This is a genomic window from Kitasatospora sp. NPDC058218 (assembly GCF_042882445.1).
In the GTDB taxonomy this organism is placed as follows: domain Bacteria; phylum Actinomycetota; class Actinomycetes; order Streptomycetales; family Streptomycetaceae; genus Kitasatospora.
In genome coordinates, this window is the sequence record NZ_JBHVWC010000001.1 from 25765 (window position 1) to 50877 (window position 25113).

Sequence of the window (25113 nt, forward strand, 5' to 3'; positions counted from 1 at the left end):
CGGGTGCCTGACGACCCGGGCCTGGCCAGCCGGACCGGGGCCCTACGACCCGGACCGGGCCTGACGACAGAGCGCCGCCGCGCCGATCAGGCCCGCGTCGGTGCCGAGTTCGGCCCGGCGGACGTCGAGGCCGCGGATGTAGGGCAGCGCGGCGTACCGGTCGAGGTGGCGGGCGAGCGGGTCGAACAGCGGGGCGCCGGCGGCCGCGACCCCGCCGCCGATCACCACCCGGTCGAGGTCGACCAGGGCGGCGGTGGCGGCGATCCCGGCGGCCAGTGCCTGGGCCGCCCGGTCGAAGGAGGCGAGCGCGACCGGGTCGCCGGCCAGCGCGTCGGCCGCGACGGCGCGGGCCGAGCGGTCCTCGTCCGGGCCCGAGGGCCGCCAGCCCTGGGCCAGCGCCCGCCGGGCGATCGCCGGGCCGGCCGCGATGCCCTCCAGGCAGCCGCGCGAGCCGCACGGGCACGGGTCGCCGTCCAGGTCGACGCTGATGTGGCCGAGGTGCCCGGCGTTGCCGCTGGGGCCGGGCCGTACCGCGCCGTCCAGGACCAGCCCGGCGCCGACGCCGGTGGAGACCACCAGGCAGAGGGCGTTGGCGGCGTCGCGTGCCGCGCCGCGCCAGTGCTCGGCCGCGGCCATCGCGACGCCGTCCCCGGCCAGTGCCACCGGGGCGCCGAGCCCGGCCACGGCGGGATGCGCGGCGACTTCGGCCATCAGCGGGAACGCCCGCCAGCCGGGGATGTTGACCGGGCTGACGGTGCCGTGCTGCAGGTCCACCGGTCCGGCGCTGCCGATGCCGACGGCGGTCACCGCGGCCCAGTCGGGCGTGGCGGCCAGATGGTCGAGCACCCGGTGCACGACGGCCAGTACGGAGGTGCCTGACTCCTTGGCAGGGGTGGGCAGTTGGAGCCGGTGGGAGAGTGCCCCGCGCTCGTCGACGAGCGCGCCGGCGATCTTCGTCCCGCCGATGTCGAGGGCGGCGAACAGCGGGCGGGCGGGCGGGGCGGCGGTCATCGCGGGTGGCTCCAGAACCGGGGACGGGGCCCCCGCCCGGGCGGGCGGGGGCAACGGACAGGGTAGAAGAGGTCGGCCCGACACGGACAGGTCGGACAGCGCGGACGGCGCGGACAGGTCAGCCGGCCGCGGCCGTCAGCCGCAGCGTGACCAGTTCGAACGGGCGCAGCGCCAGCTCGACCCCGTCACCACTCACCACCACCGACCCGCGGGTGCCGTCCCACGGCCGCTCCAGCAGGTCGCAGGGCACCGCCCCGGCCAGCGGGAACGAGGTGGCGAGCCGGCCCCGGGCGCGACCGCCGTTGGCCTCGTAGACGCGGACGACGACGTCCCCGCTGCCGTCGTCGGCCAGCTTGACGGCGCTGACCACGAGGGCGTCCTCGGCCAGCTCGACCAGCGGCCGGACGGCCTCGGCGGTGCCGGTCACCCGCCGCTCGGGCAGGCTGATCAGGTAGCCCTCGCGCACCGCGTCGGCGATCCCGGCGCCCGGTACCAGCGCGTGCCTGAACCGGTGCGGGCCCTGGTCGGTCCGCGGGTCGGGGAAGCGCGGCGCGCGCAGCAGCGAGAACCGCACCGTGGTGGTGGTGCCGCCGTCCTCCGCGCGCACCGTGCGGGTGACGTCGTGGCCGTAGGTGGACGCGGTGACCAGCGCGACGCCCCAGCCCGGCTCGTCCAGGTGGACGAAGCGGTGGTTGCAGGCCTCGAACTTGGCCGCCTCCCAGCTGGTGTTGGTGTGGGTGGGCCGGTACAGGTGGCCGAACTGGGTCTCGGCGGCGTACCGCTCGGTGTGCACGTCCAACGGGAAGGCCGCCTTGAGGAACTTCTCCGTCTCGTGCCAGTCCACCTCGGTGTCGATGTCCAGCCGCCCGGTGCCCGCGCGCAGGGTCAGCGTCTGGACCACCGTGGAGGAGCCGAAGGAGCGCGCCACCCGGACGGCGACCGCGTCCGGCGCATCGAGCGCCACCGTCACCGCGTCCGCCTCGGTCAGGTCGGTGACGGTGTTGCGGTAGAACTGGTCCACGTCCCAGGCGTCCCACATGTTCGGGAAGTCCGGGTGCAGCTGGAGCAGGTTGGCGCGGGCACCGGGGGCCACCGTCTCGCGGCCGGTGGCGAGGTCCACCACCGAGACCACCAGGCCGTCACCGTCCACCGTGACGGACAGCAGGCCGTTGTCGAGCACGAAGCCGCCCCCGTCGCGGGCGGTGACCGCGCAGCCGTCCGCCCGCGCCGCCGAGGCGAGCGCCGCACCACCGGCGGGCACCGCCGAGCGGGCGTGCGGGGCGCCGTTGAACACCAGCTCGCGCCCGCCCTCCGCGTCCCCGGCCAGCGCCCGCTGCGCCCGGCCGATCAGCGCCTCCAGCTCCTCGCCGAGCGCCGCGTACGTCGCCTCGGCCTCGCGGTGGACCCAGGCGATCGACGAGCCGGGCAGGATGTCGTGGAACTGGTGCAGCAGCACCGTCTTCCAGATCCGGTCCAGCTCCTCGTACGGGTACGCCAGGCCGGTGCGCAGCGCGGCGGTGGCGCACCACAGCTCGGCCTCGCGCAGCAGGTTCTCGCTGCGGCGGTTGCCCTGCTTGGTCTTCGCCTGGCTGGTCAGGGTGGCCCGGTGCAGCTCCAGGTACAGCTCGCCGACCCAGACCGGCGGGTTCGGGTACTCGGCCTGCGCCTTCTCGAAGAACTCGGCCGGCCGCTCCCAGCGGACCGTGGCCGAACCCTCCAGGTCCCGCAGCCGGGCCGCCTTGGCGATCATCTCGCGGGTGGTGCCGCCGCCGCCGTCGCCCCAGCCGGTCGGGGCGATCGAGTGCCGGGCCACGCCCTTGTCCTTGAAGTTCCGCGCGGCGTGCGCGATCTCCTTGCCCTTCATGGAGCAGTTGTAGGTGTCCACGGGCGGGAAGTGGGTGAAGATGCGCGTCCCGTCGATGCCCTCCCAGAGGAAGGTGTGGTGCGGGAACTTGTTGACCTGGCTCCACGAGATCTTCTGGGTCAGCAGCCACTTGGAGCCCGCGTTGCGGATGATCTGCGGCAGCCCGCCGGTGAAGCCGAAGGTGTCCGGCAGCCACGCCTCCTGGTTCTCGACCCCGAACTCCTCCAGGAAGAACCGCTTGCCGTGCACGAACTGACGGGCCATCGCCTCCGAGCCCGGCATGTTGGTGTCGGACTCCACCCACATGCCGCCGGCCGGCACGAACCGGCCCTCGGCGACGGCCTTCTTGACCCGCGCGTACACCTCGGGCCGGTGCTCCTTGATCCAGGCGTACTGCTGCGCCTGCGACATGGTGTAGACGAAGTCCGGCTCGTCCTCCAGCAGCGCCGTCATGTTGGCGGTGGTGCGGGCGACTTTGCGGACGGTCTCGCGCAGCGGCCAGAGCCAGGCCGAGTCGATGTGCGCGTGGCCGACCGCGCTGATCCGGTGCGCGGACGGCACGGCGGGTGCGGCCAGCACGCCGGCCAGCTGCTCCCGGGCCGCGGCGGCGGTGCCGTTGACGTCCTGCAGGTCGACGGTGTCCAGTGCCCGCTCGACGGCGCGCAGCACGTCCCAGCGGCGGGCGCCGTCGACCGGCAGCTCCGCCATCAGCTCGCCCAGCACCTCCAGGTCCATGACGAGCTGCCAGACCGTCTCGTCGAAGACCGCGAGGTCCATCCGGGCCAGCTTGTACTGCGGCCGGTCGCCGGCGGTCTCCCGGTCGCCCAGCTCCGTCGGCAGGAAGGGGTGGTAGTCGAGGATGACCGGGTTGGCGGCGGCCTCGACTTGCAGCAGCACCTGCTCGCCGCCGGCCGCCGGGGCGGCGATCCGCACCCACTGGTTCTGCGGGTTGAGGCCCTTCACCGGGCTGCCGTCCGGGCGGTAGACCAGGCCCTCGCACTGGAAGCCGGGCATGTTGGCGTCGAAGCCGAGGTCGATCAGGGCCTCGACGGTCCGCCCGGCCCAGGCCTCGGGCACCGTGCCCGCGACGGTGATCCAGCTGGTGCTCCACGGCGCGCCCCAGGCGTCGCCGACGGCGATCGGGGTGCGCGGCGCGGCGAGGCCCTCGGCGACCGGGACGGGCTCGCCGGGCGCGGTCCAGATCGAGACCTCCAGCGGGACGGACTCCGGGTAGAGCGCCGGGCGGATGCGCTCCTCCAGGACGCGGTTGAGGCGGGACTCGACCAGGCTGCGGTCATCGTGCATGTCAGCAGGCTCCGTTGCGTGACTGAGGGGAGGTGACGGGGAGTCGGGTGCGGCTTTCGGAAGGTCGGGAGGGGGTCGTCAGCGTACGTCGTCGGGGCGGACGACCTCGGTGATGCCCCGGGCGGCCAGGTGGGCCCGGTCCTCGGCGCGCTCGGCGAGCACCGCGGTCGGTCGGGCGCCGGCCTCGGCGAGGTGCATGAAGGCCTCGAAGACGGCGCCGCCGGGGCCGCAGACCGAGCGCTTGGGCGAGGTGACGTCGTCGCCGGTGGCCACCACCACGGCGGTGGTGCGCGGCCGGGGCGGCCGCCACCCGCCGCGCAGCTCCTCGACGGCGGCGGCGAGCCGGGCGCCGGCCGGCTTGACCCGGCGGTCGGTGGTGAGCAGGCCGAGGCTGTACTCCAGCTCGGGGAAGTCGGCCAGCGAGCGGTCGACGTCGTGCGAGCACCACCAGGTGACGCCCCAGAGGTCGGGGCAGTCCAGCACGGCCGCCACGGTGTCGCCGGTGAACCGGGCGGCGTCCTCGGCGGTGATGTGCGGGGCCGGTGCGCCGACCTCCTGCAGCCAGACCGGGCGGTGCGGGTCGTCCGCCCAGGCCTTGGAGAGTTCGACCAGGTAGGCGGCGTGCTGCGCGGTGGCGGTGGAGTGCGCGCCGTAGCGCTGGGCGGTGCCGTTGAACACCCAGGAGTGCACGGCGGTGGCGGCGCCGATCCGGGCCGAGTGCCAGGGGGTGAACGGGTGTTCGTCCAGGTACCAGGCGGCGTCGTAGGAGGCGTGCAGGTTGAGCCGGCCGGGCGCGCCCTCCTCGCAGGCGGCGAGCATCCGGCGCAGCCAGGCGTCGACCTGCCCGGGGGTGGCCCGGTCCGGGTCGGGGTGCGGATCGCCGGAGAACTGGTTGACCTCGTTGCCGACCGTCATCCCGAGGAAGTTGGACCGGTCGTTCAGGGCGGCGGCCAGGGCGTGCAGGTAGGCGGCCTGGCCGCCGATCACGTCCGGGTCGGTGAAGAGGTTGCGGCGGTGCCAGGTCTGGGTCCACGAGGGCTGGAAGTCGAAGCTCGACAGGTGGCCCTGGAGGCCGTCCACCGCGACGTCCAGCCCGCGCTCGCCGGCCGCGTCCACCAGTTCCGTCAGCTGCTCGACGGCGCGCGGGCGGATCAGGGTGCGGTTCGGCTGGAAGACGGGCCAGAGCGGGAAGACCCGGACGTGGTCCAGGCCGAGCGCGGCGATCGAGTCGAGGTCGGCGCGGACGGCGTCGAGGTCGAAGTCGAGCCAGTGGTGGAACCAGCCGGCGCTGGGCGTGTAGTTGACGCCGAAGCGCGGGGCGGCGGGGGCCTGCCGGCGGTCCGGTGTGCGGTCCATCGTTCGGTCCATCGTGAGGTCCTGGGCGGCGGTCATGCGCGGTGGGCTTCCTCGGTGGGTGCGGCCGTCGCGAGGTCCGGCGACGGGTCGGGCGGGTGGTTCGGCTACCCCTTGACGGCTCCCTCCTCGACGCCCTTGAAGAAGAAGCGCTGGCAGACGCCGAACACCACGACGATCGGCAGGAAGGCGATCATCGTGCCGGCCGCGATCAGCCGGGGGTTGGCGCTGAACGTGCCGTTGAGGTACTGGAGTCCGACGGTGAGGGTGTACTTCTGCGGGTCGTTGAGCACGATCAGCGGCCAGAGGAAGTCGTCCCAGGCGCCGATGAAGGTGAAGATGACGATCACGCTGAGCATGCCGCGCACGTTCGGCAGACCGACGTGCCACAGGCGCTGCCAGACGGAGGCGCCGTCCACCAGGGCGGCCTGGTCGAGCTCGGGCGGGACGGCCGCGAACGCCGTCCGCATCAGCAGCACGTTGAGCATCGCGATCGCGCCGGGCAGCGCGACCCCCGTCAGGGAGTCGGCCAGGCCGAGGCTGCGGATCGTCACGTACTGGGAGACGATGGTGACCTCGCCGGGCAGGACCAGCGTGGCCAGGAAGAGGCCGAAGACCAGCCGGGCGCCGCGGAAGCGCAGTTTGGCCAGGGCGTAGCCGGCCAGGGTGGTGCCGACCACGTTGCCGAAGATCGCGATCGCGGCGACGATCAGCGAGTTCGCCGCGTACGTCCAGACCGGGATGGTGTCGGCGACCTTGCCGTAGTTGGCGAAGGTGGGGTCCTCGGGGATGAAGCTCGGGCTGCGGGTGTAGACGTCCTCGCCCGGTCCCTTGAGCGAGGTGGAGAGCTGCCAGAGGAACGGGCCGATCACCAGCAGCAGGACGACCAGCAGGAGCAGGTAGCGCAGCGCGGTCTGACCGGGGGAGGGGGTGTTGAAGCTCCGGGCGCGGCGGGTCGGGGCCGGCGTGCTGGGCGTGGTGGGCCTCGCGGGGGCGACGGTGTCGGTCACGGGGTCAGTCCGCCTTCCGGTTCAGGCGCATCAGGAGCAGCATCGGGCCGAGGGTGATGACGAACAGCAGCAGGCTGAGCGCGGAGGCGTAGCCCAGGTGGCCGGTGAAGCCGCGGCTGTACATCTGGATCAGCATCACCACCGACATGTCCCGGCCGCCGGGGCCGCCGGTGCCGTTGGAGAGCACGTACAGCTCGGAGAAGACGCGCAGCGCGGAGACCGAGATCAGCACCGAGATCAGCATCATGGTGGGCCGCACCCCGGGCAGGGTGACGTGCCAGAACCGGCGGAAGGCGCTCGCGCCGTCGACGGCGGCGGCCTCGTGCAGCTCACGGCCGACGTTGGCCAGGGCGGACAGGTAGATCACCATGTAGTAGCCGAGGCCCTTCCAGGTGGTCAGGGCGATCGCGCTGAAGAGCAGCAGCCAGCGGTCGGTCAGGAAGGAGACCGGGGAGTCGGCCAGCCCGGTCTGCTGGAGCAGGCCGTTGACCAGCCCGCGGTCGTCCAGCACCCAGCCCCAGATCAGCGCCACCACGACGGCGGAGGCGATCACCGGGGTGTAGAAGGCGGTGCGGAAGAAGGTGATGCCGGGCAGCTTGCGCTGGACCAGCAGGGCGAGCAGCAGCGGCAGGAAGGTCAGCAGCGGGAGGCAGATCAGCAGGTAGACGATGCTGTTGAGCAGGGCGTCGGCCAACTGGTCGTCGCTGAAGATGCGTTCGTAGTTGTCGAGGCCGGTGAACCGGCCGCCGCCCAGGGGCTTGGCGTTGGTGAACGAGAGGATCACCGTGTTGATCGTCGGCCAGAGGTTGAAGACGACCAGCCAGATGATCGCGGGCCCGGCCAGCAGCCAGGGGGTGAACCAACGCCGGTGGGTCATGCCGATGCCTTCCTGGGGCGGGGCGGGGCGGGTCTTCGGGGGCGGGGCCGTGCGGGAGTGGGTGTGTCCGGGTGCGGCCTCGGCTGGGTGGCCCCGGGCGGGCCGGCCCGGGTGTCCCGGCTCCGGCGGGCGGCGGCTCCTGTGTGTGGGGGGAGTGCCGCCGCGCCGCCGGTACGAGCCGCTTCCGGTGGCCGGATCGCCCCTCGGGGGTGGGGTCAGCCCTTGAGCAGCTGGTTGCAGCGTTCGACGGCGGTGTCCAGAGCCTGCTTGGAGCTCACGTCGCCGCTGATCGCGAGGGCGATCTGCTGCTTGATCACGGTGCTCATCGCGTCGTCGACCTGGACCGGCTGGAGGATCTTCGCCTTGGCCAGCGAGGTGAACGCGACCACCTTGGCGTCACCGGCGTTGGTGCCGTCGCCCTTGCTGAAGAACGGGTCGCCGGCGGACGCCTTGGTGGACGGGAAGATGCTGGTCAGGTGGGCGAACGCGGCCTGGTTCTCCGGGCTGGTGACCCAGCGGGCCAGGGCCACCGCGGCGGCCGGGTTCTTGCTGGTCTTCGGGATGGACAGGCCCTGGACGTAGAGCGGCGGCGTGCCCATCGCGGGGGAGGAGACGATCTTCGGGGCGAGGGTCGGGTTGTCGGTGGCGACGCCGGTGATGAAGTTGGCGCCACCGGTGGTCCAGGCCGCCGTGCCGGAGTTGAAGAGCTTGGAGTTGCCGGCGTAGGTGTCGGTCAGGACGTCCTTCGGCAGCAGGCCCTCCTTGAACGCGGCGCGGTACTTGTCGAGCAGGGCGGCGGCCTCGGGGGTGTTGAAGGTGAAGGACTTGCCGTCGTCGGCCATCACCTTGACGCCGGCGTTGACGAGGTCGCCGAGGCCGGGCTTGCGGCTCATCAGGTAGGTCGAGCCGCCGGACTTCTCCTTGAACACCCTGGCCTGGGCGATGAGTTCGTCCAGGTTGGCGGGAAGTGCCTTCGGGTCCAGGCCGTTCTTGGCCAGCAGCTCCGAATTCCAGTAGTTCACATCGGTGTTGAGGTACCACGGGTAGCCGTAGGTGCCGTCCTGGCCGGTGAAGCGGTAGGCGTCGATGCCGCCGGCGACGTACTCCTCGGCGAGCTTCGGGTCGGCCTTGGCGACGTCCAGCAGCAGGCTCTGCCTGGCCAGCGGGAGGGCGAAGTCCGGGGGGAGGTTGACCACGTCGGGGAGGCTGCCGGCCGCGGCCTGGCTGAGCACCTTGTCCGAGTAGCCGTCGCCGGGCTGGTCGAGCCAGTCGACCTCGACACCGGGGTACTTCTTCTGGAAGCCGTCGATCACGCCCTGCACGTAGTCGGTGAACTTCGGCTTGAGCGCCCAGGTCTGGAGCGAGACCTTGCCCTTGACGTCACCGGTGGCGGCCGCACTCGCCGCGGTGTCGTCACTCTTGGGGTCGGAGCTCAGTCCGCAGCCGGTGAGCGCGGTGGTGGTGACCGCCGCCATCGTCAGTGCCGCCCAGATTCTTCGCATGAGGGTCTCCCGTCCAGAGGGTGGGTGGGGGATTGTGCTGACGTACAGAACCTGACTTACTAAACCGGTCTAGCTGTTGCAGGGACTATGCTCCCGCCTAAACTTGGATGTCAAGAGAGGAGTCGGATTCTGTGGGCAGACCGACCATCGCCGACATCGCGCGCCAAGCCGGGGTCTCGAAGGGCGCGGTGTCCTTCGCGCTCAACGGGCGCCCCGGGGTGAGCGAGGCGACCAGGGCCCGGATCCTCCGGGTCGCCGAGGAGATGAACTGGCGGCCGCACAGCGCCGCCCGCGCCCTGGGCGGCGCCCGGGCCGACGCGGTCGGGCTGGTGATCGCCCGCCCCGCCCGCACCATCGGCGTCGAGCCGTTCTTCAGCCAACTGCTCTCCGGCCTCCAGGCGGTGCTCTCCGCCCACGCGGTCGCGCTGCACCTGATGGTGGTCGAGGACACCGCCGCCGAGATCGAGGTCTACCGCCGCTGGGCCTCCGAGCACCGGGTCGACGGCTTCATCGTGGTCGACCTGCAGGTCCGCGACCCGAGGCTGGAGACGCTGGAGGAGCTCGCGCTGCCCGCCGTCGTGCTGGGCGGCCCCGGCAAGGGCGGCGGCCCGCTGCGGATCTGGGCCGACGACCGGGAGGCGATGCTCTCGATCGTCGACTACCTGGCCGCGATCGGGCACCGCCGGATCGCCCACCTGGCCGGCCTGCCCCACTTCCAGCACACCCAGCGGCGGATCCGCGCGCTGCGCGACGCCTCCCGGCGGCTCGATCTGGAGGAGGCGGTCTCGGTGCCGACCGACTTCAGCGACGCCGAGGGCGCGGCCGCCACCCGCGCCCTGCTGTCCCGCCCCCGGCGGCCCACCGCGATCGTCTACGACAGCGACGTCATGGCGGTGGCCGGGCTGGGGGTGGCCGGCGAGATGGGCGTCGCGGTGCCCGGGGAGCTGTCCATCGTCTCCTTCGACGACTCGGTGCTCGCCCGGATCGTCCACCCGCCGCTGACCGCGCTCAGCCGGGACACCTTCGCGCTGGGCGAGCAGGTGGCGCGCAGCCTGCTCGCGGTGATCGACGGGACCGGTCCCGGCCGGGACCTGCAGATGCCCACCCCGCGCCTCACGGTGCGCGAGTCCACCTCGCCGCCGGCCCCCGGATCACCCGCCGGGGTGGCTGTTGCGCGGACCGTTGACAGGGGATCTGAACCGGTTTAGCCTCGCAGCGCCGAGCTGGTCCCGCTCGGCGCGCCACCGTGGGCGGGGAGCCGGGCCGCTCCCGGCCCCGCGCCGTTCCGGCGGTACCGCCGGGGTGGCGCCCGGGGTACGGCGTCGTGCGGCCGTGCGCTCCGGGCCGGGCCGCCCGGGCTCGTCCTGTGCGGTGCCCGGGTCCGGCCCGGTGCCTCGCACGGCACGGCGACCCGCCCCACCTGCCGCACCCGTCGCACCTCGCACCACCGGCGACGCCCCCTCACCCGGTACCACGCCGGACGAGCAGCGAACCACCGCCGCGATCAGCGCCACGCGCACCTGCACCCGCACCACCACGCGTACCCGCACCACCACGCGCACATGCACCCGGACCGCCCCTCCCGGGCGGCCCCACCCCCCCACCCTCCTCCGCTCGATCGGAGCCACCGCATGTCACGACGCCTCCCCCTGCTGCTGAGCGCCGCCCTCGGGGCCGCCGTCCTCGGCGCCGCACCCACCGCCCAGGCGGATCCCGCTCCCGCTCCCGCGCCGGCGGCCGCGGCTGCCGGCACCCAGCCGTACGCCTCCTACTGGTACCCGAACACCATCCTGAACTGGGACCCGGCCACCGACCCGGACGCCCGCTTCAACCGCTCCCGCGTCCCGCTCCAGCCGCGCACCAGCGACCCGACGCTCAAGGCCAACCCCAACGCCCGGGCCGGCGAGGGCAAGGTCGCCTCCCTGGTCTCCTTCGGTCCGACCTCCAACAACCCCTCGCAGGGCTCGGCCGACCCGAACTACTACGCCTTCGGCTACTGGCAGTACGTCGACAAGCTGGTCTTCTGGGGCGGTTCGGCCGGCGAGGGCCTCATCCTCGCCCCCAACCCGACCGTCATCGACGCGGCGCACCGCAACGGCGTCAAGGTCTACGGCACCGTCTTCTTCCCGCCCGCCGCCTACGGTGGCCAACTCCAGTGGGTCCGCGACTTCGTCCAGAAGTCCGGCACCCGCTACCCCGTCGCCGACAAGCTCACCCAGGCCGCCCAGTACTACGGCTTCGACGGCTGGTTCATCAACCAGGAGACCGGCGGCGGGGATTCGGCGCTCGCCGGCGAGGTCCGCAACCTCATGCAGTACACCAAGGCGCAGACCGGCACCGAGTACATGTGGTACGACGCCATGACCGAGTCCGGTCCGGTCTCCTGGCAGAACGCGCTGACCTCCGCCAACGACGCCTTCCTCCAGGAGGGCGCCAAGCGGACCTCCGACTCGATGTTCCTCAACTTCAACTGGAGCGCCGGCGGCCTGGACTCCTCCCGCACCCTGGCCCGGGGCCTCGGCCGCAGCGAGTACGACCTGTACTCCGGCATCGACACCGAGGCCAACGGCTACAACACCGGTGTCGACTGGAACGCGCTCTTCCCGGCCGGCAAGGCGCACACCACCTCGCTCGGCCTGTACCGCCCCGAGTGGACGTGGAAGTCCGCCACCGACCGCGCCGACTTCTACGCCAAGGACTCCCGCTACTGGGTCGGTGCCAACAACGACCCGTCGAGCACCACGACTTCGTCGAGCTGGAAGGGCCTGTCGACCTACGTCGCCGAGTCCTCGCCGATCACCGCGAAGCCCTTCGTCACCAACTTCTCCACCGGCCAGGGCGACTTCTACAACGCGAACGGCGGCCGGGTCGCGACCGGTGGCTGGAACAACCTCTCGCTCCAGGACGTCCCGCCCACCTACCGCTGGCTGGTCTCCTCCACCGGTACGAAGCTGACCCCGTCCATCGACTTCACCGACGCCTACGAGGGCGGCTCCTCGCTGCGCCTCAGCGGCCGGCTCGACGCGGCCAACACCATTCGGCTCTACCAGACGAAGCTGCCGGTCGCGGCGGACAGCAAGCTCTCGCTGGTGCTCAAGAGGCCGGCCGCCGGGGCGACCGGCCTGAAGGCCACGATCTCGTTCACCGACGCACCGAGCACCTTCACCACCCTCGACCTCGGCGCCAACTCCGGCCCCGGGTGGGAGCGGCACACCCTCGACCTCTCCGCCTACGCCGGCCGCACCATCGCCCAGATCGGCCTGCAGGCCGACGGGTCCGATCCGGCCTACGACGTGAAGGTCGGTCAGCTCGCGGTCTACGACGGCTCGGTGGCCGCGCCGGCCGCGCCGAGCGGTCTCACCGTGCTCGGCGCCAGTGACGTGGTGGCCGGCTCCAGCCAGTCGCTGCGGCTCTCCTGGACGCCCTCGACCGGCGGCTCGGTCCACCACTACGAGCTGTACCGGCGCAACGCCGACGGCAGCCGCGGCTACCTCGGTGCGACCCCGTCCGACGCCTACTTCGTCAACAAGCTGGAGCGGGCCGGTACGGAGAGCAGCACCACCGTCGAGGTGGAGGCGGTCTCCACCGAGTACGGCCGCTCCACCGCCGCCACCGCCACCGTCTCCTGGACGGGCACCCCGCCCGTCGGCGGCAACCTGGCGCTGAACCGCCCGGCCACCGCGTCCGGCCAGTGCAACGGCAACGAGACCCCGGCCAAGGCCGTCAACGGCACCGTGAACGGCGGCAACGGCGACAAGTGGTGCACCACCACGTCGAGCAAGTGGCTGGAGGTGGACCTCGGTTCGGCGCGGCCGCTGAGCAAGTTCGTGGTGAAGCACGCCTCGGCGGGCGGCGAGAGCGCGTCGTACAACACCCGCGACTTCAGCATCCAGGTGCGCAACTCCACCACCGACGCCTGGACCACCGTCGCCACCGTCACCGGCAACACCGCCGGGACCACCACCCACCCGGTGACCACCACGGCCCGCTACGTCCGGCTGGCCGTGACCAAGCCGACCCAGGGCACCGACCCGGCCGCCCGCATCTACGAGTTCGAGGCCTGGGGCGCGTAGCCCTTCCGCACCTTCGTGAAAGGACCCACCCCCGTGCCGGTCACCATCACCGCCGTCGAAAGCACGGACCTCTTCACCGGCCCCGAGGACGCGCCGCGCCAGCTGCTGCGCGTGACCCTCGACGGCGCGCCCGCCCGGATCACCGTCACCGGCCCGGGCGTGCGCGGCGAGGCGGCCGGCACGGGGCTGGTCGAAGTCCCCCTGGAGATCACCGGCGCCGACCCCGGGGCCCGACTGCCGGTCCTCGTACGGGCGGAGGGCGCCGGGGCCGAGAGTGCCGAGGCCGAGGGCGTCGTCGAGGTCGCCGAACCCGGCTGGACCATGTACCTGGTCTCGCACTTCCACTACGACCCCGTCTGGTGGAACACCCAGGCCGCCTACACCTCGCCCTGGGAGCTGCTCTCCGCCGACGCGACGACCCGCCCGCTCTGGGAACGCAACGGCTTCGCGCTGGTCGACGCGCACCTGGACCTCGCCCTGCGCGACCCGGTGTACAAGTTCGTGCTCGCCGAAGTCGACTACCTGAAGCCCTACTTCGACCAGCACCCGGAGCGCCGCGAGACGCTGAGGCTGCTGCTGGAGCGCGGCCAGGTCGAACTGGTCGGCGGCACCTACAACGAGCCCAACACCAACCTCACCGGTGCCGAGACCACCATCCGCAACATCGTCTACGGCATCGGCTACCAGCGCGACATCCTCGGCGGCGACCCGCGGACCGCCTGGCAGCTGGACGTGTTCGGCCACGACCCGCAGTTCCCCGGCCATCTCGCCGCCGCCGGGCTGACCGGCAGCGCCTGGGCGCGCGGCCCGTTCCACCAGTGGGGCCCGATCCAGAAGAACTTCCGCGAGGCCAAGGACGACGCCCGGGTGATGCAGTTCCCGAGCGAGTTCGAGTGGATCGCGCCCTCGGGCGACGGCGTGCTCACCCACTACATGCCGCACCACTACTCGGCCGGCTGGTGGATGGACTCCTGCGCCGACCTCGCCACCGCCGAGCAGGCCGTCCACGAGCTGTACCGCAAGCTGAAGCCGGTCGGCGCGACGAAGAACCTGCTGCTGCCCGTCGGCACCGACTACACCCCGCCGAACAAGTGGGTCACCGAGGTCCACCGCTCCTGGGCGCGGAAGTACCTGTGGCCGCGGTTCGTCTGCGCCACCCCGCGCGAGTTCCTGGACGCCGTCCGTGCCGAGCTGGCCGCGACCGGCCGCCGGCCCAGTCCGCAGACCCGGGACATGAACCCGGTCTACACCGGCAAGGACGTCTCCTACATCGACACCAAGCAGGCCCAGCGCGCCGCCGAGGTCGCCGCGGTGGACGCCGAGAAGCTCGCCGCCCTCGCCGCCGTGCAGGGGCTCGGCCGCTACCCCGAGGCGGCCCTGGACAAGGTCTGGCGCCAACTCGCCTACGGCGCCCACCACGACGCGATCACCGGCTCGGAGTCCGACCAGGTCTACCTCGACCTGCTCGGCGGCTGGCGCGAGGCGTACGACCTGGCCACCGACGTCCGGGACCGGGCGCTGGACGCGCTCACCGCCCGGATCGACACCGCGGGAATCGGCTCGGCGGTCGTGGTCGCCAACACCCTCTCCTTCGACCGCACCGACCTGGTGGCCGTCCGGCTGCCGCAGGGGCAGCCGCGGGCCGTCCGGGTCCTTGACGACACCGGCGCCGTCGTGCCCAGCGCCGTGGACCGGGGCACCCTGCGGTTCCTGGCCGCCGACGTGCCCGCCACGGGCTGGCGCACCTGGCGGCTGGTCCCCTCCGCCGACGGGATCGAGGACACCGCCTGGTCGCTCGCCGACGGCCACACCATCGCCAACGCGCGCTACCGCGCCACCGCCGACCCGGCCCGCGGCGGCGGTCTGACGTCCGTCCAGGATCTGTTGCACGAGCGCGAGTTGATCCAGAGCGGCCGGATCGGCAACGAGCTGCGGGTCTACGAGGAGTACCCGCAGCACCCCGACTTCGGCGAGGGCCCCTGGCACCTCGTCCCCAAGGGGCCCGTGCTCGGCTCCGGGGAGCAGCCGGCGAGCGTACGCCGTGAGACCGGTCCGCTGGGCGAGCGGCTGGTGATCGCCGGCACCGTCGACGGCCTCCGCTACGAGCAGACCGTCACCCTCTGGCAGGGCGTCGACCGGGTCGACTGCCGGACCAGGGTGCTCGACTTCTCCGGCGCCGACCGCCTGCTGCGGCTGCGCTTCCCGGTCGACCTGCCCGGTGCGCTGCCGGTCAGTGAAGTCGCCGACGCGGTGGTCGGGCGCGGTTTCGCGCTGCTCGACGTCGACTCCGCCGAAGCCCCCTGGACCCTCGACAACCCGGCCAACACCTGGTTCGGCCTGGGCTCCACCGCCCGGATCGCGCTCACCGACCCGGCCGGCACGCCGCTCGGCGAACGCGCTCTCGGCGTCGCCGAGGTGGTCGCCCCCGACCTCGACGCCGCCGCCGACGCCCGGGACCTGGTGGTGGCACTCGCCCGGATCGGGGTCACCGCCACCACCTCCGGCGCCGACTGGGCCCGCTACGGCTGGCTGGACGTCGACTCCAACCTGCCGGACTTCCGGATCATCCTCGGCGGACCCGAAACCAACGCTGCCGCGCGGGAGTTGATCGAGCGCGTGGGCGAGGAGTACGCCACCGTGCTCAAGACGCACGGCGCCGTCTGGGTGCCGGCACTCACCCCGCTCACCGAGGTCTGGCAGCCCGGTGCCGATCTGCGAGACCTACGGGCGCTGCCCGCCCTGGTGGTGACGGATCCCGGGCCACTCGTCCGGGACCTCGCCGACGCCCGGGTCACCGCCGTCTGCCCCGGAGCGCTCCACCCGTCCGAGCAACTCACCGACCACACCGTCGGGTTGCTCAGCTTCGGCCTGCCCGGCTTCGCTGTCGACACCACCGGCGCGCTGCACCTCTCCCTGATGCGCTCCTGCACCGGCTGGCCCTCCGGCGTCTGGATCGACCCGCCCCGGCGCACCCTGCCCGACGGCGCCTCCTTCCAACTCCAGCACTGGACGCACGAGTTCAGCTACGCGCTGGTGGGCGGCGCGGGGGACTGGCGGGCGCAGGCGCTCCCCGCCCAGGGACAGGAGTTCAACCACCCGCTGTACGCCCGGATCACGCCCGCCCGGAAGGGGCCGCTGCCCGCCGCGCTCTCCTGGCTGCGGGTCGAACCCGCCCGCGAGGTGCTGGTGGGTACGGTGAAGCCGGCCGGCAACCCGACCGCGCACGGCTCGGCCGCACCGGTCGGTGGGCAGCTCACCGTCCGACTGGTCGAGTCCACCGGCCTCGGCCGCACCGCCCGTCTCGGCGGCGCCCTCGGGCTCACCGATCTGCACCGGGCCGACCTGCTGGAGCGGCCGCTCGGCCCGGTCGGCCCGGAGCTCGACCTCGCGGGCTCGCAGATCGCCACCGTGCTCGCCCGGCCGAGCGTCGTCGCCGCCGCCCTCGCCGACCCGGCCGGGCCGGTGCTCGGTGCGGTCGCCGAGCCGGCCCAGCCCGTCCACGCCCGCTACTGGCTGCACAACCGGGGTCCGGCGCCGCTCGGCTACCTCCCGGTGTCGGTCGGCGCCTCACCCGGCCTGCTGCGGACGGCCGGCCCGGGTGAGCCGGTCGAGCTGTCCGTCGCCCTCTCCTCCCAGCTGCGGGACGCCGCCGTGGAGGGCACGGCGCTGGTGCTGCCCCCCGAGGGGTGGACGGCGAGCCTCGCCGCCCGCCCCTACCGGCTGGAGCCGGGCGGACACCTGCGCTTCCCGGTCACGCTCACCCCGCCGACGGAGGTCGAAGCCGGGCTCCACTTCGCCGCCGTCCGGATCACGCACGACGGACAGCAGATCGAGGACGTCGTCACCCTCGCCGTCGGTGACCTCCCCGACCTCCTCCCCGCCCCCGGCGAGGCCCCCGAGGACTGGACCGCCGCCCAGGGCACCAAGTCCACCGAGGGCCGGGACACCGGCCTCACCGTGACGGTGGACGAGGAGTCGCTGCACCTCGCCCCCGGCGGCCGGACCACCCTCGCCGTCCGCCTGGCCAACCGGACCCGCGGCGAGATCCGCGGCGAGCTCCAGCTGGTCTCGCCGTGGGGCACCTGGGAGGCGGTCGGCGCGCCGGTCCGCGGCTTCACCCTGGCCGCCGGCGCCGAGCAGATCGCCGCCTTCGAACTCGCCGCCCCCGAGGACGCCGACCCGGGCGCGTCCTGGGCGCTGGTCAAGGTGATGTGGTTCGGCCGCTGCCAGTACTCGCCGGCCGTCGCCCTGGTGGTGGAGCCGTGACGGCCGGGGCGCTGGGCCTGCTCGACGGCCGCCCGCTGCCGCGCACCGAACTCGACCGCCGCCTGGCCGCCCTGCGGTCCGGCCCGCGCTCCGCCGCCCTGCCCCGACCCGGCAGCTCCGAGGACCGCCAACTCGCCCGCTGGGTCGCCCAGGTGGTGCTCACGGAAGAGCTGTGCGCGGCCGTCCGCACCGAGCGCGGCCTGCCGCTCGCCGCCGACACCCCCGCCCGGCTCGACCAGCAGGCCGCCGTCGAACTCGGCTCGATCACCGCCGCCGCGTACGAGGGCAGCGCGGCGGTCCGGGCGGTCTACGAGTCGGTCACCGCCGACGTCCGCCCCCGGCCGGACGAGGTGGCCCACTACCGCGCGATGACCGCCACTCACCCGGCACCGGTCCGCTGGCACCTCGCCTTCCCCGACGGCGGCAGCTGCGAGGCCGACCCGGACACCCTCCCGCTCGCCCTCGCCGCCGCCCTGCGCACCGCCACCCCGGGTGAGTGGGTCACCGCCGCCGGCTGCACCGCCGCCCGCCACGCCGACCTCCCCCCACCGCCCACCGACCCCGACCCGACCCCCACCGTCCACGAGGCCGCCCGCCGCGCCGCCTTCGTCCGCTGGCTCGACCACGCCCGCGCCACCCGCCTCACCCTCCTCCCCGGCCTCGAACACCCCGGCGACCCGACCCAACCGGACAACCACCACCGCCACTGAGCCCGTCTGTTGGGTGCCCGCCGGGCCCGCCGCGCTCGGCACCGAGCGCGGCGGGCAGGCCCTGCCTCCGCACGCGCGGGCGACCGCAGCGGGTGACCGAGGACACGACCCCGGTGACGCACCGGCCGATCGGGTCCGGTGCCGGCTCCCGTGCGGGGCCGGCCGCCCCCGGCCGGGCGAGCCGGGGAGGGGTGGCGGCAGTATGGTCGGTTTTAAGGTGGTTTGTCTTGGCCCCGTGACCGCGCCCGAATGCTCGGGTGGGTCAGGGGAGGAGGTGGGATCGATGCCGCACTCCTCCGACGGCCCGGCCCCGAGCGTCGCGCCTCAGGCGACCGGCTCGGGTGCGGGCGAGAAGGGGTTGAAGACCGGCGCGCTCGGTCTGGTCTCCTCGATCGCCATCGGGCTGGCCTCGACCGCCCCCGCCTACAGCCTCGCCGCCACGCTCGGCATCATCGTGGTGGGCGTCGGGTTCCAGGCTCCGATCGTCACCATCCTGGCGTTCATCCCGATGCTGATGATCGCCTACGCCTACAAGGAGCTCAACGCCTCCGACCCCGACTGCGGCACCACCTTCACCTGGGCGGCCCGGGCGTTCGGGCCGCGTACCGGGTGGATGGGCGGCTGGGGGATCATCGTCGCCGACATCATCGTCATGGCGAACCTGGCCCAGATCGCCGGTGTCTACGGATTCCGGCTCGTCGGCCTCGACTCGTTCGCCGAGAGCACGCTGTGGACGTCGTTCGCCGGAGTGGTCTGGATCATCGTGATGACGGCGATCTGCTACGTCGGCATCGAGATCTCCGCCGCGCTGCAGCGCTGGCTGCTGTCGATCGAGGTGGTGATGCTGGTCGTGCTGTCGGTCACCGCCCTGGTCAAGGCCTACGGCAGCAGTGCGCCCGCCACGGCGGCCCACGTCAGCGGCTCCTGGTTCAACCCCTTCGACATCCCCTCGGCCGGTGCCTTCACGGCCGGCATGCTCGCCGCGGTCTTCATCTACTGGGGCTGGGACACGGCCGTCTCGGTCAACGAGGAGACCGCCGACGCGAAGCGCACCCCGGGGCGCGCCGCGGTGATCTCCACCGTGCTGCTGCTGTTGATCTACACGCTGGTGTCCACCTCGGCGCTGTCGTTCGCGGGGATCGGCACGGAGGGCATCGGCCTGGGCACCGAGGAGAACTCCGGGGACGTGCTGTCCGGTCTCGGCGACGCGGTCTTCGGCACCGCGGGCTTCGGCGGCTTCCTCAGCAAGTTGCTGATCTTCATGGTGCTGACCTCGGCGGCGGCCTCCACCCAGACCACCATCCTGCCCACGGCCCGGACCTCCTTCTCGATGGCCACGCACAAGGCCGTCCCCGCCGCGTTCGGCCGGGTGCACCCCCGCCACCTCACTCCGACCTGGTCCACCATCGGCATGGGCCTGGCCTCCATCGCCTTCTACGTGCTGCTGACCGCGATCAGCGGCAATGTGTTGGCGGACTCCATCGCCTCGGTCGGGCTCGGTATCGCCTTCTACTACGGCCTGACCGGTTTCGCCTGCGTCTGGTACTACCGGCGGGTGCTGACCAGGAGCGTCAAGGACTTCGTCTTCAAGGGGCTCGTGCCGCTGGCCGGCGGCGTGGTGCTGCTCTACTTCTTCTGCTACGCCGCCTTCGACGTCTACGCCGACCCCGACTACGGCTCGACCTCGATCGATCTGCCGCTCATCGGGGAGACCGGCGGCGTGACCGTGATCGGTATCGGCGCGCTGGTGCTGGGTGGTGTGCTGATGCTGGTCCAGTGGGCGGTCCAGGGCTCCTGGTTCCGCCACCCCGACGTGCCGGTGAGCGCCGCCGACCCGGCCGACGCGCCGTAGCCGGCCGGGGCACCCCGATCGACGACCTCGGTCAGCGGCTCCGGCTGGCCGGGGTCTGGTCGACGAGGACGGCGGTGGCGCGCTCCATGAGCTCGACGAGCGAGGCGTGCTCGGCCGGCGTGAACGCGGCGGTGAGGGCGCGTTCGAGGACGATCACCTCGTCGTACGCGCGGTCCAGGACGGCTCGGCCCTCGTCGGTCGGGGTGGCGACCTGGACCTTGGCGTGCGTGGGGGAGGGCGCGCGGTCGATGAGCCGCTTGCCTTCGAGGTTGCTCAGCACGCTGGCCATGCTCTGCTGGGTCACCCCGCAGGCGCGCGCGAGCTGGGCGGCGGACATCCCGCCCTCGCGGGAGAGGGTCAGCAGCACGGTGTACTGCGTCATGGTCAGGCCGTGACCGCGCAGGACCGCCTCGTGGTGCGCCATCAGGGCCTGTTCCGCGCGCCGGATCCGGGTGCAGAGGTACTCGTCGACCGGGACGTCCGGCATGTTCCCACTCCTTGGACTCAGCTTCCTGGGTTGACACAGGATCCTGTGATACCTAGTGTCGGCCGTGCTGTGAAACAGGATACTGAGTCAACGCAGGGGGCTGTCACCATGAAGGCAATCATTCTCGACGCCGACGACACGTACCGGGTCGACGATGTCGGCGAGCCCGTACCCGGCCCCGGCGAGGTGGCGGTCCGGGTGGCCTTCGCCGGCATCCAGTGGGGGGACACGATGGTCCGGGACGGCCACTTCGCCGTGCCGCGCCCCTTCGTCCCCGGTTTCGAGGCGTCCGGCCGCATCAGCGCCGTCGGCGAGGGCGTGGCGCGGAGCCGGGTGGGCGAGCGGGTCGTCGCCCTGGCCACGGCGGGTGCGTACGCCGAGACCGTGCTGGCGCCCGCGGTGCTGGCCCTGCCGATCGGCGACATCCCGCTGCGGACGGCGGCGGGATTCGGCTGGGGGACGCCCACCGCCCATGACCTCGTCAACGACGCCGCCCGGGTCCGGCCCGGCGAGAGCGTGCTGATCCACGCCGCCGCCGGCGGGGTCGGCACGCTCGCCGCCCAGTTCGCCCGGCTGGCCGGTGCGGCGCGGATCGTCGGCGTGGTCGGCAGTGCGGCCAGGGCCGAGTACGCCGCCCGTTTCGGCTACCACCGGGTGGTGCTGCGCGACGCGTTCCCGGACGGGCTCGGCGACGAGCGGTTCGACGTGATCCTCGACCCGGTCGGCGGCCGGACCCGCCACCACAACCTGCAACGGCTCGCACCGCACGGCCGGCTGGTGGTGTTCGGCAACATCGGCAGCTACGAACCCGTCGAGGTCGATGCCAGCGGCCTGCTCATGGACGGGAAGTCGCTGGTGACCCACAACAGCGACCTGCTGGCGCGCACGCACCCCGAGCGGCTCGCCGCCACCGCCCGCCGGGCGCTGGACCTGCTGGCCCGGGGGGAGGTCCGCCTCGACATCACCGCCGAGTACGGGCCGGACGAACTCGGCACCGCCGTCCAGCGGTTGCTCGACGGCCGGACCAACGGGAAGAGCATCCTGCGGGTCGAGGGCTGGGGCGACGGCGCGGCGGCGCAGAGGTAGGCGCGGGCCGGCCTACCGGCGAGCGCCGGTCTCCAGGTTGCGGGTCATCCGCTCCAGGACCGTCACGGCGGTGCGGTACTCCTCGGGGGAGACGCCGGCCGTCGACCGGGCGCGGAAGGCCTCGACGCGGACGGCGACCTCGGCGAGCCGGGTGCGGCCGACCTCGGTGAGGGCGAGGCGGCCCGGGGCCGGGCGGGCGGCCCAGCCGTCGGCGAGGACGGCCGTGACGGCGGCGGTCAGATCGGCGGTGCGGGCGTTGGCGGCGAGCACGGTCAGGACGGTGGCGTCGCCGGCCCGCGGGTCGTCGTCGACGACGTTGAGGACCTGCCAGCGGAGCCGGGTGAGATCGAACTCGGCCAGCAGGGTGTCCATGGCGCCGGTGAGGGCCCGGTCGGTGCGGTTGAGCCAGTAGCCGATGGGCTTCATGGGTGCTCCCGGAGGTGTCGCGGGCGGGGGTGGGGGGCGTCCGGCGGGGGTCAGTGCGCGGGGGTGAAGGCGCCGGCGTTCTCGCGGGCCCACTGCCGGAACGGGCGCGCGGGCCGGCCGAGCAGGGTCTCGGTGGTGTCGGCGACGGTGGCGGGGCCGTGGCGGTCGGCGGCCTCCCACAGGTCGAGCAGCGAGGAGACCATCGGCGCGGGCATGTGCTGGCCCAACTGCTGCTCGGCCTCGGCGCGGGTGATGTGCTCGACCGGGATGTCGCGGCCGAGGACGTCGGAGAGGACGGCGAGCTGCTCGCGGAAGCTGAGCGACTCGGCGCCGGTCAGGGTGAGGGACTTGCCGGTCAGGGCCCGGCCCGTCAGTGCGGCGACGGCGATGTCGGCGATGTCCTCGGGGTGGATCGGCGCGATGTGCGCGTCCGGGTAGGCGAGCTGGACCGGCATCGACCGGCCGATCGGCCGGGCCCAGCCGAGGGCGTTGCTGGCGAAGGCGTCCGGGCGCAGGAAGGTGCAGGTGAGCGCCGAGGCGGCGAGGGCCTGCTCGACCCGGAGGCTGTGGCTCGCGAGCGGGTCGTTCGCGGCGTCGGGGCCGAGGACCGAGGAGGAGGAGAGCAGGACGACGTGCTCGACGCCGGCGGCCTCGGCGGCCGTGACCAGCTCGTGGATGCCGGCGGGCTGCGGGTAGAGGAAGACCTGGTGGACGTCGCGGAGTGCGGCGGCGAAGGTCTCGGGCCGGTCGAGGGCGAGCTCGGCGACCTCGACGCCGGCCGGAACGGTCAGTTCGGCGGGGGAGGCGCTGGCGGCGCGGACGGTGTGGCCGGCGGTGTGCAGGCGGTCGACGACGGCTCGGCCGATCGTGCCGCGGGCGCCGGTGACGAGGGTCTTCATGAGGAGCTCCATTCGTTGCTGTAGACATATGCATGCTGGCATGCATGTAATTTCATGTCAACACATGTCTTCGAAAGGTCATCCGGATACGATGAGAAGCATGACGAAGCACGAGCCGCAAACGGCCGATGAGCTGCTGAACGCCGTCGGCCCGGCCTTCGGGAAGCTGCGCCGGTCCTCGCTCCTGGAGGTCGAGAACCCGATCTCCCAGAAGGACCTGAGCCGCACCCTGGTGCTCAACATCGTCCTGGAGGCCGAGCAGGGCGACGCGCGTGAGGTCACCGTCGGCGCGGTGGCGGAACACCTGGGCGTGGACCCGTCGGTGGCCAGCCGGATGGTGTCCGACTCCATCTCCGCCGGCTATCTGGTCCGCGCCGCCTCCCAGCAGGACGGCCGCCGTACCGTCCTGCACCTCAGCCCCGAGGGCCGGGAGCTGATGAGCCGCTTCCGCCGGCACCAGCGCGCGGCCTTCGAGCAGGTCACCGAGGACTGGACCGAGGGCGAGCGCCTGGAGTTCGCCCGCCTCATGCTGCGCTACGTCGCCGCCCAGGACGGGCTCCGCCGGCGGGCCGCGGAACGGGACGCCGCGCGCTGAGCCGCCCGGCCGAACGACGGGCAGGCATGAAGGGGGTGCGGCGGGGCAGGCGAGGGGGCGTCCCGGTCGACCGGCCGGGAGCCCTGCCAACAGGGAGGTTGTTCCCATGACGCTGATCTGGGCGCTCGTCGTCGGACTCGTCGTCGGTCTGCTCGCCAAGCTGGTGCTGCCGGGCCGTCAGCCCGTTCCGCTCTGGCTGACGATGCTGCTGGGGCTGGTGGGCGCACTCATCGGCAACGTGCTCGCCTCCGCGCTCGGGGTACGGCACACGGGCGGCGTCGACTGGATACGGCACCTTCTCCAGGTGGCCGTGGCCGCCGCCCTGATCTCGGCCGTCACCCCGGCCTACCTCGGCCGCCGCCACTGACGCCGCAGCCGCCGAATGCCCGAGGGGGCGGCCCGGCCGGGCCGCCCCCTCGGGCATGCGGTGACGCGGTGGTTCACCGCCCCCGGTGGGCGGTGATCAGGTCGGCGTAGCGTCGGCCGCTGGTCTTGACCGTCCGGCGTTGGGTGGCGTAGTCGACGTGGACGAGGCCGAAGCGCTTGTCGTAGCCGTACGCCCACTCGAAGTTGTCCAGCAGCGACCAGGCGAAGTAGCCGGCCAGCGGGGCGCCCTGGGCGGCGGCGCGGGCGCAGGCGGCCAGGTGCTGCTCCAGGTAGGCGGTGCGCTCCGGGTCGTGGACGGTGCCGTCGGGGGCGACGCTGTCGCGGTAGGCGGAGCCGTTCTCGGTGACGTAGATCCGCCGCGCGCCGTACTCCCGGGTGAGGCGCAGCAGCAGTTCCTCCAGCCCGGGGGCGTGCACCTCCCACGGCATGGCCGTGCGCTCGGGGTTGGGGCCGGGCAGCTGGCGGAAGTGCGGGGCGGGGCCGGTCGGGTCGTCGGCGACGATCTGGCGGAAGTAGTAGTTCAGGCCGAGCCAGTCGAGCGGGGCCCCGATGAGGTCGAGGTCGCCGTCGCGGACGGGCAGGTCGACGCCGTAGGCGTCCAGCATGTCCTCGGGGTAGCCGCGACCGAGGACGGGGTCGAGCCACCAGCGGTTGATGTGGCCGTCGGCGCGGACGGCGGCGGCCCGGTCGGCCTCGGAGTCGGAGGCGGGGGCCACCGGGCTGAGGTTGTTGACGATGCCGATCCGTGCTCCCGCCACGCTCTCGCGCAGGACCTGGACGGCCAGGCCGTGGGCGAGGTGCAGGTGGTAGGAGGCGCGGACGGCCGCGGTGAGGTCGGTCAGGCCGGGGGCCATCGCGCCGTCCAGGTGACCGATCCAGGCGGAGCAGAGCGGCTCGTTGAGGGTGGCCCAGTCGGTGACCCGGTCGCCGAGCCGGGCGGCGACGACGGCGGTGTACTCGGCGAAGCGCTCGGCGGTCTCCCGGGCCGGCCAGCCGCCGCGGTCCTGCTGGGCCTGCGGGAGGTCCCAGTGGTAGAGGGTGGGGAAGGGCGTGATGCCGGCGGCCAGCAGGGCGTCGACGAGGCGGTCGTAGAAGTCGAGGCCGGCGGGGTTGACCCGGTCGTCGGCGAGCGGGACGACCCGGGGCCAGGCGATCGAGAACCGGTAGGCGCCGAGGCCGAGGCGCCGCATCAGCGCGACGTCCTCGGGCCAGCGCCGGTAGTGGTCGCAGGCGGTGTCGCCGGTGTCGCCGCCGGCGACCTTGCCGGGGGTGTGCGAGAAGGTGTCCCAGATGGAGGGTGCGCGGCCGTCGGCGTCCACCGCCCCCTCGATCTGGTAGGCGGCGGTGGCCGCGCCCCAGAGGAAGTCGTCGGGAAGGGCGCTGAGGTCGTTCACGGCGGGCCTTTCGATC

General features: G+C 73.2%; 18 protein-coding genes. 8 read left to right on the forward strand and 10 right to left on the reverse strand.

The genetic code is table 11. The features are described 5' to 3' along the window. Positions 1-42: 42 nt before the first annotated feature. From ACFVYI_RS00120 to ACFVYI_RS00145, 6 genes are all read right to left on the reverse strand, one after another. On the reverse strand, positions 43-1011 hold the full coding sequence (locus ACFVYI_RS00120) for an ROK family protein (RefSeq protein ID WP_387879602.1): 969 nt from the start codon (positions 1009-1011) through the stop codon (positions 43-45). A 118-nt stretch (positions 1012-1129) separates the two neighbouring features. Beyond that, positions 1130-4180 (reverse strand): alpha-mannosidase, encoded by a 3051-nt coding sequence (locus ACFVYI_RS00125; RefSeq protein WP_387879604.1) that lies wholly within the window; start codon positions 4178-4180, stop codon positions 1130-1132. Between the two features lie 78 nt (positions 4181-4258). Further along, positions 4259-5536, reverse strand: a complete 1278-nt coding sequence (locus tag ACFVYI_RS00130) for a glycosyl hydrolase (protein WP_387880020.1) — start codon at positions 5534-5536, stop codon at positions 4259-4261. A gap of 104 nt (positions 5537-5640) precedes the next feature. Next, positions 5641-6543 (reverse strand): carbohydrate ABC transporter permease, encoded by a 903-nt coding sequence (locus ACFVYI_RS00135; protein WP_387879607.1) that lies wholly within the window; start codon positions 6541-6543, stop codon positions 5641-5643. A gap of 4 nt (positions 6544-6547) precedes the next feature. Next, a complete protein-coding gene (locus tag ACFVYI_RS00140; protein WP_387879610.1) occupies positions 6548-7420 on the reverse strand; it encodes a carbohydrate ABC transporter permease in 873 nt (290 codons plus the stop codon). A 215-nt stretch (positions 7421-7635) separates the two neighbouring features. Continuing rightward, positions 7636-8922, reverse strand: a complete 1287-nt coding sequence (locus tag ACFVYI_RS00145) for an ABC transporter substrate-binding protein (protein WP_387879613.1) — start codon at positions 8920-8922, stop codon at positions 7636-7638. 131 nt (positions 8923-9053) lie between these two features. Between ACFVYI_RS00145 and ACFVYI_RS00150 the strand changes: the two genes are divergently transcribed. The 5 genes from ACFVYI_RS00150 to ACFVYI_RS00170 all read left to right on the forward strand — a co-directional run bounded on the left by ACFVYI_RS00150 (position 9054) and on the right by ACFVYI_RS00170 (position 19823). Then, a complete protein-coding gene (locus ACFVYI_RS00150; protein WP_387879615.1) occupies positions 9054-10130 on the forward strand; it encodes a LacI family DNA-binding transcriptional regulator in 1077 nt (358 codons plus the stop codon). Positions 10131-10553: 423 nt separating this feature from the next. Then, a complete protein-coding gene (locus tag ACFVYI_RS00155) occupies positions 10554-12995 on the forward strand; it encodes a discoidin domain-containing protein (protein ID WP_387879617.1) in 2442 nt (813 codons plus the stop codon). A gap of 33 nt (positions 12996-13028) precedes the next feature. Continuing rightward, positions 13029-17261, forward strand: a complete 4233-nt coding sequence (locus ACFVYI_RS00160; protein ID WP_387879620.1) for an NEW3 domain-containing protein — start codon at positions 13029-13031, stop codon at positions 17259-17261. Then, positions 17258-17971 (forward strand): hypothetical protein, encoded by a 714-nt coding sequence (locus tag ACFVYI_RS00165; RefSeq protein ID WP_387879623.1) that lies wholly within the window; start codon positions 17258-17260, stop codon positions 17969-17971. Before ACFVYI_RS00160 ends, ACFVYI_RS00165 begins: the two co-directional genes overlap by 4 nt. Before the next feature lie 283 nt (positions 17972-18254). Continuing rightward, positions 18255-19823, forward strand: a complete 1569-nt coding sequence (locus ACFVYI_RS00170; RefSeq protein WP_387879625.1) for an APC family permease — start codon at positions 18255-18257, stop codon at positions 19821-19823. 31 nt (positions 19824-19854) lie between these two features. Here the strand turns inward: ACFVYI_RS00170 and ACFVYI_RS00175 are convergent, their stop codons facing one another. After that, a complete protein-coding gene (locus ACFVYI_RS00175; protein ID WP_387879628.1) occupies positions 19855-20310 on the reverse strand; it encodes a MarR family winged helix-turn-helix transcriptional regulator in 456 nt (151 codons plus the stop codon). Positions 20311-20418: 108 nt separating this feature from the next. On the opposite strand from ACFVYI_RS00175, the gene ACFVYI_RS00180 reads away from it, so the two are divergent. After that, positions 20419-21396, forward strand: coding sequence for a zinc-binding alcohol dehydrogenase family protein (locus ACFVYI_RS00180; protein WP_387879631.1), 978 nt, complete (start codon positions 20419-20421; stop codon positions 21394-21396). A gap of 12 nt (positions 21397-21408) precedes the next feature. On the opposite strand, the gene ACFVYI_RS00185 is transcribed toward ACFVYI_RS00180, so the two are convergent. After that, a complete protein-coding gene (locus ACFVYI_RS00185; protein ID WP_387879633.1) occupies positions 21409-21822 on the reverse strand; it encodes a MarR family winged helix-turn-helix transcriptional regulator in 414 nt (137 codons plus the stop codon). A 50-nt stretch (positions 21823-21872) separates the two neighbouring features. Next, complete coding sequence (locus ACFVYI_RS00190) at positions 21873-22721, reverse strand: NAD(P)H-binding protein (protein ID WP_387879635.1); 849 nt, start codon at positions 22719-22721, stop codon at positions 21873-21875. Positions 22722-22821: 100 nt separating this feature from the next. Between ACFVYI_RS00190 and ACFVYI_RS00195 the strand changes: the two genes are divergently transcribed. Together ACFVYI_RS00195 and ACFVYI_RS00200 are read left to right on the forward strand one after the other, a co-directional pair. Next, complete coding sequence (locus ACFVYI_RS00195; protein ID WP_387879638.1) at positions 22822-23316, forward strand: MarR family winged helix-turn-helix transcriptional regulator; 495 nt, start codon at positions 22822-22824, stop codon at positions 23314-23316. A 106-nt stretch (positions 23317-23422) separates the two neighbouring features. After that, on the forward strand, positions 23423-23683 hold the full coding sequence (locus tag ACFVYI_RS00200) for a GlsB/YeaQ/YmgE family stress response membrane protein (protein ID WP_387879640.1): 261 nt from the start codon (positions 23423-23425) through the stop codon (positions 23681-23683). 73 nt (positions 23684-23756) lie between these two features. Here ACFVYI_RS00200 and ACFVYI_RS00205 read toward each other — a convergent pair whose 3' ends face one another. Further along, on the reverse strand, positions 23757-25097 hold the full coding sequence (locus ACFVYI_RS00205; protein ID WP_387879643.1) for a GH1 family beta-glucosidase: 1341 nt from the start codon (positions 25095-25097) through the stop codon (positions 23757-23759). Positions 25098-25113 lie beyond the last annotated feature (16 nt).